This is a genomic window from Alloscardovia sp. HMSC034E08 (assembly GCF_001813415.1).
Classification (GTDB): domain Bacteria; phylum Actinomycetota; class Actinomycetes; order Actinomycetales; family Bifidobacteriaceae; genus Alloscardovia; species Alloscardovia omnicolens.
The window spans coordinates 1,263,365-1,281,382 of sequence record NZ_KV812468.1; the positions used below are offsets into that span (position 1 = coordinate 1,263,365).

Below are 18,018 nucleotides of genomic sequence, written 5' to 3' on the forward strand. Positions count from 1 at the left end.
ACATGACTGCATATAACAATGCTCAGCATGACCATAGTTCTCGCTACTCCTGCTCGACTTTTCTGCGCAGGTGTATATTAACTACAACCAGCATAGCCCTTAGTTGCGCTCTTGGCGGCACGCTGAGCATGGGCACTCATCCTAGCGCAGGCGCTGATACGGCGAAGAGCGCAGGCATTACGACGTCCTTGCCTGTGGCTGCAGCAGCCAGTAAAACCTCTGCTGCTCAATCATCACGTACATTAAGCATTGATTCTGCAAGCAGTATTATTACGTCAGATTCCGGGTATACCGCACGTTTTACGGTAACTAATACCTCGCATGAGCGCGTACCTGAAGGAACAGTAAGCCTCTCAACTGCTCCCAGTTATGATTTTTTGAGTAGCGATTATATGGATAAGTGGGCGCAGGGAGAATTAAAACTTCGTACAGCGCTAACCCTAGCTCAGGTTTCTGTTCCTGCTCTCGATGCTGGTGAGTCCACACAGGTGAATGTGAAGCTTGAACCAACAAATTCAGCATTAGTAGCAATGACCACGTGGGGCGCAAAACCTCTGTTAGTCAACTATATATCGTCAAACGGAGAGTTAAGCGATACGGTACACACTTTTGTCACGCGCTCAAATGCAGGAACCTACACACAAAATCTGCCAGCAATCAATTTTGTAGTAGCTTTGCCAGTCAGTACAGCATCTATTACTTCATGTTCTCAATCATCTCTTCTTAACCAAGATGCACGCACCACAACGCAGAACCTGCTTAACAGTGCAATTAAACTCAGCGATACGAATACTGCTTCTCGCACATCCTGCGCATCAACAACATTATCTGCACTGTCTGGTCTTCTTGCACAGCATCCTCAGTTACAACTTCTAACCGATAATAATCTCTCTACTCTTGCACGCGCGGACTATCATCTCAATCCCGCTGCAATAATCCAAAACTCAGGTATCGATATTACTGCTCTCTCAAACACGCAACTTATTGATGCTTTGCCAGCAAGTCAACTTGCTCGGGCGAACCAAACAGCGCAATCAAATCAAACAGCGCAATCTCAGGGCGATAACGCAACCTCAAGCACACCTTCTCTTGCCCTCGACGGTCTTGCTGGATGGTCCGCTGATGCTCTAAAAAGTGCACAAAAACTTGGGTATAGCACTGTTATGGCAACTGATGGTTTTAACTCTACAGTAGATGGCGCTGTACATAATTCGGTTGCTCAGACATCCGTGGATGGCAGCGATATGAAGGTGCTAATTGCTCAAAAAGAGCTGAGCACTCTTGCCCAAGGACGCCCCACATCGAGTAATGCCGTAGCAGAGCAATCTACTGCCGGTCTTATTAACCGCTTTATTGCTCAGACTGCTTTTTACGAAACCCAAGCTCCGTATGAGCACAGAACTGTGTTGATTAATGCAGCTGATCCTGCACAAAGTTTTGATGCGGATCATATCTCCTATATGCATTCGCTGATGAGCGCGTTATCTTCAGCATCGTGGGCGCAGCTGAGCGATATGAATGCGCTGATGAACGCTCAGTCCGCGTATAGCCAGAGTGAAGTAGCTGATTTTATTGCATCTGCTTCCGGTGCAAACGAGACTACGAAAACCTCTTTGCACTCTATTGCGCAGTCCATTCAGAAGAATACAGTGCGTTTAGATACTCTTTTCAGTAGCGTGGTCAGCAGCGCTGAATTAGAAAAGAAAGACAAGAAATCTCGCAATCCACAAGATTTAGCTAATGGCACAGCAAATCGTGACCATACATTATCGAAAGAAGAATTTGGCAGTTGGCGAGAAACAGTAAATACTCTGGCAAATAGTTATGCTGTTCAAGCGCTCTCCAGTGCTTCTATTAGTAGCTATAGCGAAGACTCTCATACGAGCGCAGCCCTCACAGCTATGACAACCGTTACCAATAATCTGGTCAATAGCGTGAGTATTTCTGTGCCTCAATCTCTCCATGTAGTCAGCGAAACAGCTAGTTTGCCAGTAACCGTATCGAATAAACTTCCTGTAGCGCTCAAACTGAATATCGCCACGAAGTCATCAGAAAAAGTGAGCTCTGAAGTAGTTATTTCCGGTAAAAAAGATGTTCTTGTTGACGCACATTCCGAGCAACAAGTTATTCTTCCGGTGCGCGCAATTTCGGGATGGAGCACTGAATATGCAGTATATTTAACCACGCCAGATAGCGCGGAAGCACAAGACTCAGAGGAAGAAAACTCATCAGGAGAAAACCCAGCGGACTCAGATTCTCAAAGCAGCTCCCACAATAGTACTCAAACAGCCACTCAAATAGGCGAGCGCAAAACCATTAAAATTATCAGCTCTTTCACCATTTTAGATAACGCAGGCTACGCCATTTTCGGATTATCCGTAGTTCTCGCCATTCTTGGCGCAAAACGTCAAATCACACGAAAAGGACATAACGCATGAGTTCAGTGGGCAAAAATTCTCTGATTATGGCGTCCGGTACCCTAGCATCTCGCTTAACCGGCATGATTCGTTCTATCTTATTGGCGGCTGCTCTGGGAACAACGGGAATTGCTGCGAATGCGTATCAGACCGGATCAACCGTTCCTCAGGTTGTTTATACTCTTATTTCCGGCGGCCTGTTTAACGCGATTTTAGTACCACAGATTGTGCGAACTTTGAAGTCCGAAAATTCCAAGGAGCAGCTTGATAAGCTCGTCACGTTAAGCATGGTCATTTTGCTGGGCATGACGGCTGCAATTATGGCGAGCACGCATCTGATTACTTCTCTTTTTCTCAGCTCAGAATGGTCTGGTCCTCAACGCGCTTTAGCTAATGCCTTTACTTTATGGTGTACGCCTCAGATTTTCTTCTACGGTTTATACACGGTTTTGGGCCAAATTTTGGCAGCCAAAGATAAGTTCGGCATGTATGCATGGAGTTCCGTAGCTGCAAATGTGGTCAGTTGCGCCGGTTTTATTGCATTTTTAGTGATTTTTGGCAATGCCTCGCGTCAGCCTTTGGAGTTTTGGACTGCCGACAAGATTACCTTAACTGCAGGAGCATGGACTGCAGGCGTGGCTTTGCAAGCCCTCCTCCTCTTTATTCCTCTTCTGCGCAGCGGCTACCGTTTTAGCTTTGCATGGGGAGTTCGTGGAATTGGTTTGCGTTCCATGGGAAGCGTAGCCGTATGGAGTTTGGGCATTACTATTATGATCCAAATCACCTCCATTCTTATTACGCGCATTGCCTCTGGTGCACCTCTAGCTGCCGGTGATTTATATGGCGTTGCAGGCAACGGTTCGTATCAAAACGCAATGACCATCTATATTTTGCCGTACTCCTTGTTCGCTGTTTCTATTGCTACAGCGATTTTTCCTCGCATGTCGCATCATATTTCTGAGGATCACACAGATACCGCCGCCCATATTTTAAGCACGGCTATGATTTCCAGCAGTTTGATTATGTGCTTCTTCACGTCAGTTATGCTGGCTATTTCGTTCCCTCTAACAGCAGTTTTCCTGCCATCTATTGATGGTTATCAAATGAGTTTGATTAGCCCCATTTTATTTGCTCTTACGTTCTGCCTTCCTTTTACCTCGCTCGTTTTGCTGGCTCAGCGTTCATTTTATGCTTTCGAAGATGGTAAAAGTCCTTTTATCATTGCTGCCATTCAAAGCGGTATACAGTTTCTTATTCAGATTGCCACGTGGCTATGGGTTCCTCCTCAGCATCAAACAGCTATGTTGGGATATGCAGTAAGTATCAGTTATATGATGTGCCTTCCTGTTCTGCTCGTTATGCTGTACAAGCGTTTCGGAACAGCTTTTCATATTGGGCACTTCACCGTCACACATATAAAAATTGCTCTAGCTAGTTGCATTACTTTCTTGGCAGCATGGATGACTTCGCATGGCTTAAGCAAGGTTCTGCGCTTTACTGTTGAGTCTGCTCATGATAAGACTGCATGGCTTATTGCCGTTCTTATCTGCTTGGCGTCAACAGTTGCGGGAGCGCTTGCTTTTTCGCTGATTTTACTACTGACTCGCACACCTGAATTCAGCGATAATGTGGCTACCGTAGCTCGTCGTCTTCGTCTCGACCGCTATTCAGTTGTGTCTCGAATTCTTGAGCGATTAAGTTCTTCTCAAAGCTCTAACAGTTCCTCCACAAAATAGTGATTTTTTACTCGGTTTTGAACGGTACTCTCGTTAAAATAGTCACAGAGGTATGCATAACTTTTACAGAGAGACACAATGAATTTTAATACCGGAGATATTGTATTAAATCGTTTCCGCTTGGTGAAGCTCTTACGCGACGAACCAGGCATATCCGTGTGGCGCACGCATGATAATTCTTTGCAGCGTGAATGCCATATGTTTCTTGTGTCTAATTCCGCTATTATTTCGCGCGTCAATACAGCTGCCTCTACCCTCGCATTGTCGCAAGATCCTCGTTTTGTTCCTGTTCTGCATTTGCACAGAGAAGGAGAGATTTGCGTTATTGTTACCGATGAAGATAGCGGAACAACGCTACGCGATTACCTCACAGACCACGTATCCTCTGCTGAGAACTCTCCTTTAAGTTTTCAGGCTATTCGTTCGATTATTGCTGATGTAACTGCTATCTGCCAGGATTTGGATGAACATCAGCAAGCTCATTATTGCCTCGATGACTTAACTGTGCGTTTAACCACGGGTGGCGTTCAGTTAGCAAATTTCCCTGTTTCAGCAGCGCTTTTGCCACCAACAGCTCCACGATTCCGTTCCACCAATCACGACGTGGAAAGTGTGATGGTCTACCAGATTGGTGCTCTTGCTTTCCAGATGCTCACCGGCACTCCATATCGTTCTGTTTTAGCAACTCGTGGACGCGCTATGTTGCGTGAGATGAACATTCCAAACGATTTAATGCTTATTTGTGAGCGTAGTCTGTGCTTACCAGACAACAATGGCCGCACGCCTGTTCCGCTGGTTACGCTTTTAGAACTAAATATTTTGCTTGACTCCTCGCGTCCGCTGAAGGAACTGATAAACAGCCCTGATCATGCCGATATTAATTTAGAGAACAGCGTTGAATCTGCTGCTTCTATTACTCAAGCTGTGTTTAAGCACGTGGAGCCATCGGCTATTGCTGACATTCCTGATTCTTTGAAAGATTCGGATAGTAAAAAGAGTGCAGATGAACATCCTGAATGGAGTGCATCAGAACTGATTTTTGGCGGTAGCAAATCTGTGGATGTTACGCACCCTGATACATCGACTGATCTTTTTCATGCTTTAGGCGAGCTGGATGAGCATAATCTCGACCGTCATTATGATCCTTATGATTTTAATGACTTTGCGAATGAAGATACCGAAACTGCCGGATTGCGAACTCTGGAGATTCGCGCAGCTGCTACCCAGTCTAATGTTTCACGTGAAACATTAGACTCTGTAGATACTGATTTTTCTACACAAACCCAGGTTCTTCCACCTGTTTTTGAGCCTCATCGTGCACAGCAGGAGCAGACTGAACAGCAGGAATCACAGAGATCTCAGCGGGCTTTGCGGGCTGGTAAAGCAGAGAGTCAAAGCGGGGAAAATTCAGGAAGTAAAGCGGAAAGTAAAGCGCAGCCATTGCCAGCAAAACTGTTGGCACAGCTTTTCCAGTCTCATATTGCTTCATTTATTACTATTGCTGTTATTCTTATCGCCTTAGTTGCTATCGCTTTCTACTCCTTAAGCGTAGGAACTGTATCGCCTGGTACTGCAGACGATCCATGGACTCAAATTCAGCATGAAAAAGTGCGATTCCCTGGACAAGATTCTTCTGATACTGCTTCTGAGAACTCTTCACAGAGCACAAAAAAACCATCTGAAAAAGACGCTGCACAAGATAAAGCTACTCAGAAAAAGAGCGAAAAAAAGTCCGAGCAGAAAAAATCAACTGCTCAAAAAGCTCAAAAGAAAACTCAAAAGGGAAAAGGCGCAACCCAAGACAGCGCAATCAAAGCTGTTGAGTTACCAAAGAATAAAAAGGTAAATTCTTTACCTACCCCAGCAGGAACAACTAATACTACGCCTATTACTCCGCGAGGATACACGTTCTTGAACCGCCCAAACGGTATGCGTGCTTGGGGATACGACTTCACTTTCAATCAGCCTTCCACCTTCTGGAAGCTCGAAATAGGTAATGCTGCAGGCGGCGGTCAGGTGCACGTATATGCTGATCCTGATCCAAGCTCAAACCTTCCTACATCGGGAACGGAAATTGCTCACTTTAGTTTTGCAGATAATGGACAAGTTTCGACTGTTATTTTGAAGAAACCAGTAACAGCAAGTAGGCTCGTGGTATGGATTGATGGAAGCGATGCAACGAGCTTGCCGAAAATCATCAAACTAACTCACTACGCATTTTATTAAGGACAGCTATGACGCACAATTCCGCTCACGTCATTAAAAACGATCCTTGGTTTGGATCCTATGCTTCGCGCGCTGAAGATATGCGTGCCTCGGAAATTCGCGCACTGTTCGCCGTTGCCAGCCGCCCGGAAGTTGTTTCGCTGGCTGGTGGCATGCCATATCTCGAGTATTTGCCTTTTGATGAACTCGCCGACCTCATAGCGAAGATGTTACGCGATCAAGGAACTCATGCATGGCAGTATGGTTCTGCACAAGGCGACCCTCACTTGCGTGAGCGCATCTTAGATATTGTGCGCTTGGAAAATATTACTGATGCCCAAGCTGACGATGTGGTTATTACTAACGGCTCTCAAAATGGTCTAGACTTAATTACACGTCTTATGTGCGATCCCGGCGATGTGATTATTGCTGAAGATCCGAACTATGTGGGCGCTTTAGGCGTTTTTAAGAGCTTCCAAACTGAAGTTATTAACGCTCATATGGATGCAGATGGTCTTATTCCTGAATCTTTTGAGGAAGCAATTCAAGGCGCTATTGCTCAAGGCAAGCGCGTGAAGTTCCTCTACACTGTTCCGAATTTCCATAACCCAGCAGGCGTTACCATGAGCGTGGAGCGTCGCCCACGTATTTTGGAGATTGCTCGCAAGTATCACGTTCTTGTGGTAGAAGACAACCCTTATGGATTGCTATCTTTCAAGAATAAAACCTACCCTGCTTTGCGCTCTATGGATTCGGACAATGTGGTGTATTTGAGTAGCTTCTCCAAGATTATTGCTCCTGGTATGCGCGTGGCATGGATGATTGCTCCTCCAGGTATTCGCCAGAAGTTGGTGCTTGCTAATGAATCTTCGATTCTGAGCCCTTCAAATATGAGCCAGATGACTATTTCCACGTATTTAGATAATTTCGATTGGAAAAAGCAGATTGAGGAATATCGTAGCATGTATAAATCGCGTTGCGAAGCTATGGATTCGGCGTTGCGCACGTATATGCCGTATTGCTCGTGGAATAAGCCAAAAGGCGGCTTCTATATTTGGTTGAAAATTCCTGAGGGATTGAACGCTAAGTCGATGCTGCCTCACGCTATTACTGCGCGCGTGGCATATGTGTCGGGAACAGCTTTCTACGACACCGATGAGGGAACAGACCATATGCGCTTGAGCTTCTGCTATCCAACTGAAGAGCGTATTACTGAAGGTATTCGTCGCCTCTCAACTGTGGTTGATGATGAGCTTGCTACGGTGAATCTGTTTGGTACGGCTCGTAGTGCAAGTGGCTCCGCAAGCAATCGAACACACGACACTACAAACAATCCCACACAAGGCTAAGAACTAGAAGGAGTTTTACCATGACATCTCGCGTAGCAATTTTATGCGGTGGATTAAGCCACGAGCGCGATATTTCTCTCAGCTCCAGCCACCGTGTGGCAGGATTTCTTGAGGACGCTGGCCGTTGGGATGTAGATATTCACGATGTTGACACATCTCTTATCGATTATCTCCTCGACCCTTCCACGCGTCCAGATGTAGTGTGGCCTCTGCTCCACGGTTCTTACGGCGAAGATGGATCTTTGCGCGATATTCTGGAAATGCTCGATTTGCCTTACCTCGGTTCGCGGGCTAAGGCATCGATGTTGGCTTGGAGTAAACCAATTGCGAAAAATATTGTACGCAAGATTGGTGGTATTAATACCCCGCATTCGGTTACTCTGCCGCAGGAGATTTTCCGCGAGTTGGGCGTTAAGTCCATTATTAATTTGATTGTTTCGTCGATTGGCATGCCCGTTATTGTGAAGCCTCATATGGGCGGCAGCGCTTTAGGCTGCACGGTTGTTCGCGAACCAGAATCTCTTCCTCAGGCTTTAGTTGATTGCTTTGCATACGATCAGACCGCGCTTATTGAGCGCTATGTTGAAGGAACTGAGGTCTCTGTTTCTATTCTAGATACCGGCAATGAGATTATTGCGCTTCCTCCTATGGAAATTAGCACACCGAGCGGCGTTTATGATTACTCTGAGCGTTATACTCCTGGAGCGACTGAGTTTATTATTCCCGCGCGTGTAGATGATGACGTTCTCACCCGCGTTAAAGAAGATGCGCTGACTGCCTTCCAAGTTCTGGGTATGCGCGATATTACGCGCGTTGATTTTATTGTTGATGCCAACGGTATTCCGCAATTCTTGGAAGCAAATGTTACTCCAGGCATGACTGATGTATCCATTTTGCCTCGTCAAGCAGTAGCTGCTGGGTATGGTTTATCTGATTTATATTCACGCATGCTGGACGCTGTTATCAGTCAAAAGCGCAACGTCCCTCATGCAGACATTTCACTCTAAGCCCAGACAGCAATAAACTTCTTTTGTTCGTGTTATATCTTGTACAGATATAAAGGAGAAATATGACTGTTCGTAACGCTATTATTATCGGCTCAGGTCCTGCAGGTTATACTGCTGCTCTGTACTTAGCCCGCGCTGGGTATGAGCCACTGGTTATTGCCGGCGCTATTACACCTGGCGGTCAGCTAGTAAATACTACAGAAGTAGAAAATTTCCCTGGCTTCCCTGACGGTATTATGGGATCAGATCTTATGGAAAATATGCGCGAACAAGCAGAAAAGTTCGGCGCAGAAGTTGAGTATGACGATGTTGTATCTGTTGATTTTAACGGTGATATTAAAACAGTACACACAGATATGGGTGAAACCTACGAATCTCGTACAGTTATTTTAGCTACGGGAGCCAGCTACCGTCATCTTGGCATTCCTGGTGAAGAAGAATACAGCGGACGAGGTGTGTCGTACTGCGCCACCTGCGATGGTTTCTTCTTTAAAGACAAGCCAATTGTGGTTGTGGGTGGAGGCGATTCAGCAATGGAAGAAGCCGACTTCCTCTCCCGCTATGGTTCTTCAGTAACCCTTATTCATCGTCGCGATGAGTTCCGAGCATCAAAGGTTATGCTTGACCGGGTGCGTAATAACGACAAAATTTCTATTGTTACTAATACAGAAGTAACAGAAATTGTTGGGTCTGCTGACAGTGGAGTTACCTCTCTTCGTCTGCGCAATACTGCTGATGGCAGTGAATCTACTCTCGACACTGCTGCAATCTTTATTGCTATTGGACACATTCCTCAATCAGGATTCTTAGGCGATGCTATTGAACTCGATTCTGAAGGATATATTGTGCCATCTGGAGTTGGAACAGCAACATCTGTTCCTGGTATTTTTGCTGCTGGAGATGCTGTAGATAAGGTTTATCGTCAAGCGATTGTTGCCGCAGGATCTGGCTGCCAGGCTGCTTTAGACGCTCAATCTTATCTTATTGAGCACGAATAATCTTATGGGGAGTGAGATCATCACTCCCCATAGTTTTACATCCAACCATCGCCAGACTGATTACTCTGTTCAGATAAAACAGCAATAATACGGTCTAAATCTTCTTGCGAAGTAAAAGTAATCTCAATACGACCACGTTTCGCAGAACCCTTAATCGCCACGCGCGTGTCAAAACGGTTTTCCAAGCGAGAAACAAGTTCAGGATTATCCCATGGATTCGAACGGGCAGAACGCTTCTTTGTTTCATTTTTCTCACCCGTTGTCATCATAGTAACAAGCTCTTCAGTTGTACGTACAGATAATCCTTCTGCAATAATACGGTTAGCGAGCTTATCCATATCTTCTGCTGATTTCAAAGACAGCAATGCTCGCGCATGACCAGCAGAGAGCACTCCTGCTGCTACTTTCTTCTGAACAGCAGCAGGTAACTGCAGTAAGCGCAAAGTATTAGTTATTTGAGGACGTGACTTAGAAATGCTCTGAGCCAATTTCTCCTGCGTTAATCCAAACTCTTTAAGCATCTGCTGATACGCTGCAGCTTCTTCCAACGGATTTAAAGCAACGCGGTGAAGATTTTCCAACAAAGCATCGCGCAGCATATCGTCATCTGCTGTTGTTTTCACGATGGCTGGAATTTTCTCCATATTCGCCAACCGACTCGCGCGCGTACGACGCTCGCCCATGATTAACTCGAAATGATGGCCATCATGCGCGGCAGGGTCGACTTCGCGCACAACAATTGGTTGGAGCACGCCCACTTCTTGAATAGAATGCGACAATTCAATCAGCTCATCCTCATCAAAAATCTGACGAGGCTGATGCTCATTAGCCACAATATCATCCAAATGCACTTCGGTCAGATACGCGCCATCCACACGTCGCAAACCAGACACGACTGCGCCGCCCTCAGTCGAGGAGAGCAAAGCATCGAGAGCTGCTGTGGATTCATAGCGAGGAATAGAATCTTCGAGGCTTGGGATATTTGGGCGCATTTCCTCCTGAGCATCACCCAAGCCAGAACCAGCATCAACCACACCTCCAGAAACCCCAGAACCAACTCCACCACTCGCCGACGTTGCTGGCATCTCAATTCCCGGCATCACAGCACGGCGTTTCTTTGAGGAGGATTTTTTCACCTTTTCTCCTGTGTGAGTAGACTCTTGAGTCTGAGAAGTTGCAGATGTTTCACGTGAAACATTGTCGTTTTCGGTTTCATCATCAATCGTTGGAAAAAGAGCACCGAGACCTTTACCAAGTCGGGAACGTCCAGCTGGCATCTTACAACTCCTTCTTCACACGCTGTAATGAGGACAAAATTTTAGAACTCTTCTGGTTAATTTCTAACGCAGCTTCGCGGTAAGCAATAGCACCAGCCCCACGCGGATCATAAGCAATAACTGACTGCGCAAAACTAGGTGCTTCAGAAATACGCACAGCACGAGGAATAGTTGTTTTCAGTAAGAAGTTCGAATAATGCGAGCCAACTTCTGCATACACTTCCTGGCTGAGCAAGGTACGCTTATCAAACATCGTAATCAAAATTGCAGAGATAAGCAGTTCACGGTTCATATTTTTCTGAACTAACTGTATCGTGCGCAATAACTGTCCCAAACCTTCAAGCGCATAATATTCAGCCTGAATCGGAATAATTACCTCATGAACCGCACACAAGGAATTCAACACTAGCAAACCAAGGCTAGGCGGGCAATCAATAATCACGTAATCATAATGAACGTTGCTAGTCTCAATAAATGAATGCAGTTGGTCACGCAATAAATACACGCGATTATTTAACTGAGCAATCTCAAGTTCAGCACCGGATAAATCAATAGTTGAAGGAACAACATGAAGATTGTCAAAATCAGGACACACCTGCAATACCTCAGAAATCTGAGCTTGACCTTCAATCACATCATAGAGAGACAATGTTCCAGATTCATGAGCAGCACCTAAAGCAGTGGACGCATTGCCTTGAGGATCCATATCCAAAACCAAAACATTAAGCCCAGCCTCAGCAAAAGCAGCAGCTAAATTCACTGAGGAAGTTGTTTTACCTACCCCACCCTTTTGATTTGCTACTGCAATAAATCGAGTAGATTGTGGCTTATCGAACTTCTGAAGGGCAAGCTGTTCCAAGCGCTTCTGTTCATTAGCAATGGATGAGCCAACCTCAGACGAAGAGGAATCCTTAAAAATTCGTTGAATAACATCGGAAGCAGGTTCAAACTGAGAGTCGTTCTCTTCGAATGTTTCACGTGAAACATTACTCATTATTACCTCCGATTATTTCTTCTTGACCACTAATACGCGTGTAGATTCCAAACCTTCAGCCACAGGAGCTTCATAAATCTGAGGAGAAATAGCGCCATATTTCTTCATTTCCTTGACCGCTTTTTTTAACTCAGCTTCTACGCTCTTTCCTTTGAGAGTTACTAGTTTACCGCCTGATGCGAGTAATGGGAACATCATGCCGGTAAGTTTTGTCATTGGAGCTACGGCTCTACAGGTTACCACATCGAAACCCTTAAAACCACGTGGCATAAGAGAACGTAATTCTGGTAGGACTTTTCTTGGAACAACTTCTTGAGCGCGAGCACGTACAACAGTTACATTACGCAAATCAAGTTCGGAAACAACCTCACGAAGCCATTCCACACGACGCTCCATCGGTTCAACAAGATAAAAAGATATATCGCTCATACAGGCGGCCAAAATAATACCAGGGAAACCACCACCACTGCCAATATCTCCAACGATTGGAGATTGTGTAGACTGCGAAGACCGCCTAGTCATACCGTCCAGCTCAGCCCTCAAAAATGGAACAAGAGCAGCGCAGTTCAAAATATGACGTTCCCAAATAATATCTACATCACGAGGTCCAATAATACCGCGAGGCTCGCCCTCTGTATCTAATTTTTTATGGAAAAGAGCGAGCTTCTCGTATGCATCTCCAAGAACCTGCTGAGGAAGATGAGAAGAGCTGAGAATATCAGTCATTGTATTCTTCTACACCATCTGTGTCATCATCAAAATCATCCTGAGTTTCGACCTCAGCATCATGCTTTTGATACACCGTTACAAAACGCTTTGGTTCAACACCATGCGAACGAGACTTTAAACCCTCATCACGCACAATATCATGCACAATTTTGCGCTCATAAGAATTCATTGGACGCAAATCCACAGGTTCGCCCGTCTCCAACACATTTTGCACAGCATCTAAAGCAGCAGCAACAAGCTTGTCACGCTTACGCTTCAGGTATCCATCTACATCCACAATAATGCGGGAACGTTCGCCTGTAGACTGCTGAACAACCAAACGAGTTAAGTGCTGCAACGCATTAACAACCTGACCGTCACGTCCAATTAAATGACGAATATCAGTATCATCATCGGCAACAATTTGCACAACTGGACGACCTTGACGAATGCCTAATTCAATATCGCCTTCATAATCGGCAATATCCAACAACTCTTCGAGATAGTCAGCCGCAATATCAGCTTCATCATTGAGCTGATCGAGGTTCACTTCTGTATTCTGATCCATAACACTCCTTACCACACTTCAGTTTAGCGCCCGCTAAGTATTTATACATGACTCAGACAAATACTTCTTCCCTGCTACTAAAAGAATGATAGGCAGAGCTTTAGGCTCTGCCTACGGTTACTGCTTTACTGTGAACGACACGCTCGGAGATTTTTATCTCGTACGAAAAAGTATGCGCTGAAATATCGCCACGCTCTCACGCAAACACTGTTACGCACCCACGTACACGCGCACAACCAGAACACTTCGCACACCACCAGCACTTCGTTCTTCACATCAATGTTTCACGTGAAACATTAACTTGTTCATTCTTCTATTTTCGACGCTGTTTATTTAGCTTTTTCAGTTTTTCAGCTTTCAGAGCTTCAGCACCGCCTCGATACCACTCACACTTCGGCAGGGCTCACACCGCTCTCTATTCCGCGCACCTGCCCCATTCAACACCTGCCCCGCATTTACGCCACTCTCTACTGCAATACTCGCTACTTCTTCTTTTTACGCGATGGCTGATAACGCTGACTTCCGCCGTTTTTCTTGAGCTTTTCTTGAGCTTCCTTAACCTTCTGTAACTCTTCTTCTTCCACAGTAGGAAGTCCGAGACGTTCGCGACGCTTTTCTTCACGGTGACGATCACGATTCCGCTTTGTTTCATAAGCAGCAGATCCAGGTGTTGGGAAGTTTTCAATCTGGAAAATCATCTGAATCAAGGTCCATGTATTGTTTGTTGCCCAGTAAATCAGCACTGCAAATGGGAAAGCGATACCGGAGAAGATATACATCACAGGGAAAATAAATGCCATCATGCGCTGTGTATTGTATTGAGAAGTACCAAAAGATTCCTTTGGCATATTACGACGCAAGCTGTAGTACTGGGAGAGGAACATAGTAATACACATGTATGCTACGAATAAACCGATAACGATTTTTCCGCTACCTGTTGCGTTCGTAAAGTTATGAGAAATCTTCGTTCCAAACAGCTCGGTATCCATAATGTGCTGAGCTACGGTTTGAGTAAAGCCACCCAAAGCATCACGAGAACCGTCAGCAATACGAGAGATTGCAGTCAAGATATAGAACAAAGCCATAAAGACAGGACCCTGAATTAAACCAGGAACGCATGAACCCATTGGATTAGCATTATTATCTTTATAGAGCTTTTGCATTTCACGGCTCATAGCTTCGCGCGATGCTGGATCGTTCTTACCCTTATATTTGTTTTGAATCTTCTTCAGCTGAGGCTGAATTGCCTGCATGCGTCCCATAGAAGCCATCTGCTTGACGAAGAACGGCAAAATAATAACGCGCACAGTAATGGTCAGGAAAACGATAGACAGAACCCAAGCAAAGCCTGAGCCATCCTGCATGCCGAGCATAACAAAGAACTTTTGGAAGAAGACCATAACCTGGGTCATTAACCATTCCAGAGGGTATAACAGTTTGTAAATACTACCCAAAAAACCTTGATCGAGATTCATTCTACTTCTTGTCCCCTTCGTAAGGATGGTATATCGGTTCTAGGATCGGCTCTTCATGCGCTGAAGACCACGAAAATCTATAAAAAAGTGAAAATTTCTGTGGAACATCATCAATTCCACCTGCTGACCACGGTCTGCATCGTAGCAACCGTAACAGCATTAGCGCTCCCCCACGTATTGCTCCAAAACGTTCAATAGCTGTTACGGCATAGAGAGAGCATGTGGGATAGTATTTACAGCGCGGCAAGGTACGCGAAGAAATGATGGAGCGATACCACTGAATCATCTTCAGTAAGCTTGTGCTGGCTATGCTCACGCTGCATCCTTTGGTTCGGTTACTCTGTGAGCAATTTTAGTAAACACAGCATGTACTTGGCGATCGAGCTCTTCAAAAGCTACACAATAGCAGCCAGGTTTTGCCCTCATAATAATGTCGCAACTGTATCCACTGGGAAGAAGATGCTCATAACGTCGCGCAAGTACGCGAAAACGGCGCTTAACCGCATTTCGTTTAACCGCATTTCCCACAGACTTTGTTACTGCTAGTCCTAAACGATTTTTTGCCGTAGAACTGACTAAGTCGTCCACTCGGTTATTACTATCAGGTACAGAAGTAACAACAAAATGGACGACTATATCTTTCTGAGAAACTTTATGACGTTTCTTTAAGACAGCAGTAAAGTCTTGATGACTTTTTAACCGCTCCACTGTCAGGCGCTTTTATATATATATGTGCGCTATCGCTTATGCAGAAAGGGACTTACGACCCTTTGCACGACGACGGTTAATTACAGCGCGACCCGCACGGGTACGCATGCGCAAACGGAAACCGTGCTTCATGTGACGACGACGGTTGTTTGGCTGGAATGTACGCTTCATAATTTAACGCTCCCATTTTTTGCCGTGTCCATCACGGCTTTCCTTTTAAGTCAATCTCTACAACCTTACTCGAAACCCTGTACTGAGGCAAATCCTCTCTCTTCATAGTGTTTATTCACCCTCAATTAGGAGCATAGGAATGTTATCCACGGTTGTTCCACAAGTTACCCACACCTTATCCACAGTGTGGAAAAGTCACCTAAACAATCCACATTCTAAATGACATCTGTGTAGTTATCCACACATATCCTTGTGAATAAGCGGATAAGTTTGTGAATAACTTTATCAACTTATTCACAAATTACACCCTTGTTATTCACATTTGTGTATTTTCAACACGCTTGACTGTGGATAACTTTATCAACACGGTGTATAAATGATGGGGCATGGTATTAGGCATGGCGGGGATGTAAAGTTGTGTTTCATGTGCGCAAAATTTACACATTCGCTCGCACGCATATATAACACGTCATTGCGCGTTATATATCTCAAGAGCGCAATGCTGTGAATAAAACCGTAGGTATAAAAGCTTTGAAGGAAACAGTAGTCACTGTGAAGGGGGCGAGATGGCAGATATGATGGATGCTGCTGAAGTCTGGAATCAGTCGTACCAACTCTTGCTTGATCAACCTATGGAATTAACCCTACGCGAGATGGCATGTCTTAGCGATATTCATGCCACAAATATTTTCGGCACTATGATTGTGCTCACTGTATCTAGTGAATCTACCCGCACAGTAGTAGAGAAAAAGCTTCATAAAGAATTAACCAGTATTTTTTCGCAGGTTACTGGTCAGCCTATGACCTATGTTGTGCAAATCGATCCGCATATTTTAGAGCAAAATGAAGCAACGCCTGCTTCACAAGCGGCACACACCTCTCCAGTGAATAATACAGTCACAGCTCCTCCAGTCGCTAAACCAGTCACTCCTTCAGCTGCACCAGAGAGAACAGCTCCTGTGCATCACGAACAGGTATCTCAACATTCTTCTGTTCCAACGCCTGTAACAGATGAATCTCCTGTCCCTGCTGCTGTGCAGCCAGATATTGTATCGAGCGCTATGATGGATACCCCAGCAAATACGCGCGATGCAGTTACCCATCTCAATAAAAATGCTATTTTCGATAACTTCGTTCCTGGAGAATCGAATCAGTTTGCTAAAAGTATTGCTTTTGCAACGGCTGAGCGTCCTGGTATGGAATATAATCCTCTGTTTATTTATGGAGGATCTGGTTTAGGTAAAACTCATTTACTTAATGCTATTGGTAATCAGGCTTTGCTGATTAATCCAAATTTGAAGGTGCGCTACACGAATTCTGAGGAATTTACGAATGAATTGGTTATTGCTTTAGGTAATAATGCAAGCAGCCGTCGCGCAGAAATGGTGGAATTTAACCGCCGCTATCGTGGTGTAGATATTCTGCTCGTCGATGATGTGCAGTTTATTGCTGGTCGCGATACCACTGTGGAGGCTTTCTTTAATACTTTTAATGAGTTGTATGAACAGGGCAAGCAAATTGTTTTGGCATCCGATGTTCCTCCAAAAAATTTGAAGGGTTTGCCAGACCGCTTGATTTCTCGATTTAGCCAAGGATTGCCTGTAAGTATTGATCCTCCTTCTCACGAGTTGCGCGTGGCTATTTTGCGCATGAAAGCTAAGGCTCAACATATTGATATTCCTATGGATGTGTTGAACTTGATTGCTGAGAAGGTCACGGAAAATGTGCGTGTGCTTGAGGGCGCGCTCACCCGTATTTCTGCTATGGCAAGTTTGAGTAATCAAACTATTACGAAGAACTTAGCTGAGCAGACATTAAAAGACTTTACGAATTCAACTGTGGAGATTACTCCAACAAATATTATTAGCTTTGTGGCGCAATACTATAAGCTCACTTTTGAGGATATTGTTGGTTCTTCACGCACAAAGAATGTAGCTGCTGCTCGTCAGATGGCTATGTATTTATCGCGCGAATTAACATCTATGTCTTTGGTAGATATTGGCGCTACTTTTGGCGGTCGCGATCATTCTACAGTTATGCACGCATGCCGTAAGATTTCTTCAGAAATGCAAGAGCAGCAAGAAACATATACTGCTGTAACAAAACTTACTAATCAGCTCAAACAAAATCGCACTTTTGCTGAATAAATTGTTCTTTATTGTGCCCAGCGCAGACTATGTCTGAAGCTAGATGAAGCTGCCTGCTTTTCGCATCAACTATTCACGTTTTCAGCAGAATCCGTCTGGCAGAAGGATTTTAAGCTTCGCGCCACGCCGATGGAAAAGAAATATATGCAAAAGTTATCCACAATACTATCCACATTATGCGCAAAGATGGGTGGATAAGCCGTGAGTAAGCCGTTTATAAGAGATATGAAAATGTGGATAATTTTTTGGCTATCCGAA

The 18,018-nt window shown here is 44.9% G+C and carries 15 protein-coding genes; 7 read left to right on the forward strand and 8 right to left on the reverse strand.

Annotation, left to right across the window (positions count from 1 at the left end; genetic code table 11):
• The first annotated feature begins 2 nt into the window (after positions 1 to 2).
• The 6 genes from HMPREF2909_RS07025 to trxB all read left to right on the forward strand — a co-directional run bounded on the left by HMPREF2909_RS07025 (position 3) and on the right by trxB (position 9,712).
• Positions 3 to 2,438: a DUF6049 family protein gene (locus tag HMPREF2909_RS07025; protein WP_148130822.1), complete on the forward strand. Its 2,436-nt coding sequence runs from the start codon at positions 3 to 5 to the stop codon at positions 2,436 to 2,438.
• Positions 2,435 to 4,153, forward strand: a complete 1,719-nt coding sequence (gene murJ / locus HMPREF2909_RS07030; protein WP_071415723.1) for a murein biosynthesis integral membrane protein MurJ — start codon at positions 2,435 to 2,437, stop codon at positions 4,151 to 4,153. The genes HMPREF2909_RS07025 and murJ overlap by 4 nt, the downstream gene beginning before the upstream one ends.
• Positions 4,154 to 4,231: 78 nt before the next feature.
• Positions 4,232 to 6,379, forward strand: coding sequence for a protein kinase family protein (locus HMPREF2909_RS07035; RefSeq protein ID WP_071415724.1), 2,148 nt, complete (start codon positions 4,232 to 4,234; stop codon positions 6,377 to 6,379).
• A gap of 8 nt (positions 6,380 to 6,387) precedes the next feature.
• Positions 6,388 to 7,707: an aminotransferase-like domain-containing protein gene (locus HMPREF2909_RS07040; protein WP_071415725.1), complete on the forward strand. Its 1,320-nt coding sequence runs from the start codon at positions 6,388 to 6,390 to the stop codon at positions 7,705 to 7,707.
• A gap of 20 nt (positions 7,708 to 7,727) precedes the next feature.
• Complete coding sequence (locus tag HMPREF2909_RS07045; protein WP_071415726.1) at positions 7,728 to 8,714, forward strand: D-alanine--D-alanine ligase family protein; 987 nt, start codon at positions 7,728 to 7,730, stop codon at positions 8,712 to 8,714.
• 62 nt (positions 8,715 to 8,776) lie between these two features.
• Entirely contained in the window at positions 8,777 to 9,712 is a 936-nt protein-coding gene (gene trxB, locus HMPREF2909_RS07050) for a thioredoxin-disulfide reductase (RefSeq protein WP_021617368.1), read from the forward strand.
• 35 nt (positions 9,713 to 9,747) lie between these two features.
• Here trxB and HMPREF2909_RS07055 read toward each other — a convergent pair whose 3' ends face one another.
• From HMPREF2909_RS07055 to rpmH, 8 genes are all read right to left on the reverse strand, one after another.
• A complete protein-coding gene (locus tag HMPREF2909_RS07055; RefSeq protein ID WP_071415727.1) occupies positions 9,748 to 10,989 on the reverse strand; it encodes a ParB/RepB/Spo0J family partition protein in 1,242 nt (413 codons plus the stop codon).
• 1 nt (position 10,990) lies between these two features.
• The gene (locus HMPREF2909_RS07060) at positions 10,991 to 11,983 is read right to left on the reverse strand and encodes a ParA family protein (RefSeq protein ID WP_071415728.1); all 993 of its coding nucleotides are present in this window, start codon (positions 11,981 to 11,983) and stop codon (positions 10,991 to 10,993) included.
• 12 nt (positions 11,984 to 11,995) lie between these two features.
• Positions 11,996 to 12,709, reverse strand: a complete 714-nt coding sequence (rsmG, locus tag HMPREF2909_RS07065) for a 16S rRNA (guanine(527)-N(7))-methyltransferase RsmG (RefSeq protein WP_071415729.1) — start codon at positions 12,707 to 12,709, stop codon at positions 11,996 to 11,998.
• The gene (locus tag HMPREF2909_RS07070; RefSeq protein ID WP_021617364.1) at positions 12,702 to 13,259 is read right to left on the reverse strand and encodes a Jag family protein; all 558 of its coding nucleotides are present in this window, start codon (positions 13,257 to 13,259) and stop codon (positions 12,702 to 12,704) included. Before HMPREF2909_RS07070 ends, rsmG begins: the two co-directional genes overlap by 8 nt.
• Positions 13,260 to 13,741: 482 nt before the next feature.
• Positions 13,742 to 14,734 (reverse strand): membrane protein insertase YidC, encoded by a 993-nt coding sequence (yidC, locus tag HMPREF2909_RS07075; protein WP_071415730.1) that lies wholly within the window; start codon positions 14,732 to 14,734, stop codon positions 13,742 to 13,744.
• Position 14,735: 1 nt separating this feature from the next.
• Positions 14,736 to 15,020: a membrane protein insertion efficiency factor YidD gene (gene yidD / locus HMPREF2909_RS08910; protein WP_210387914.1), complete on the reverse strand. Its 285-nt coding sequence runs from the start codon at positions 15,018 to 15,020 to the stop codon at positions 14,736 to 14,738.
• A gap of 26 nt (positions 15,021 to 15,046) precedes the next feature.
• The gene (rnpA, locus tag HMPREF2909_RS07080; RefSeq protein WP_071415731.1) at positions 15,047 to 15,442 is read right to left on the reverse strand and encodes a ribonuclease P protein component; all 396 of its coding nucleotides are present in this window, start codon (positions 15,440 to 15,442) and stop codon (positions 15,047 to 15,049) included.
• A 36-nt stretch (positions 15,443 to 15,478) separates the two neighbouring features.
• Positions 15,479 to 15,613, reverse strand: a complete 135-nt coding sequence (gene rpmH, locus HMPREF2909_RS07085) for a 50S ribosomal protein L34 (protein ID WP_021617360.1) — start codon at positions 15,611 to 15,613, stop codon at positions 15,479 to 15,481.
• A 566-nt stretch (positions 15,614 to 16,179) separates the two neighbouring features.
• On the opposite strand from rpmH, the gene dnaA reads away from it, so the two are divergent.
• Positions 16,180 to 17,760 carry a chromosomal replication initiator protein DnaA gene (dnaA, locus tag HMPREF2909_RS07090; protein WP_071415732.1) on the forward strand — a complete coding sequence of 527 codons (1,581 nt, stop codon included), beginning with the start codon at positions 16,180 to 16,182 and terminating at the stop codon, positions 17,758 to 17,760.
• Positions 17,761 to 18,018: the final 258 nt, after the last annotated feature.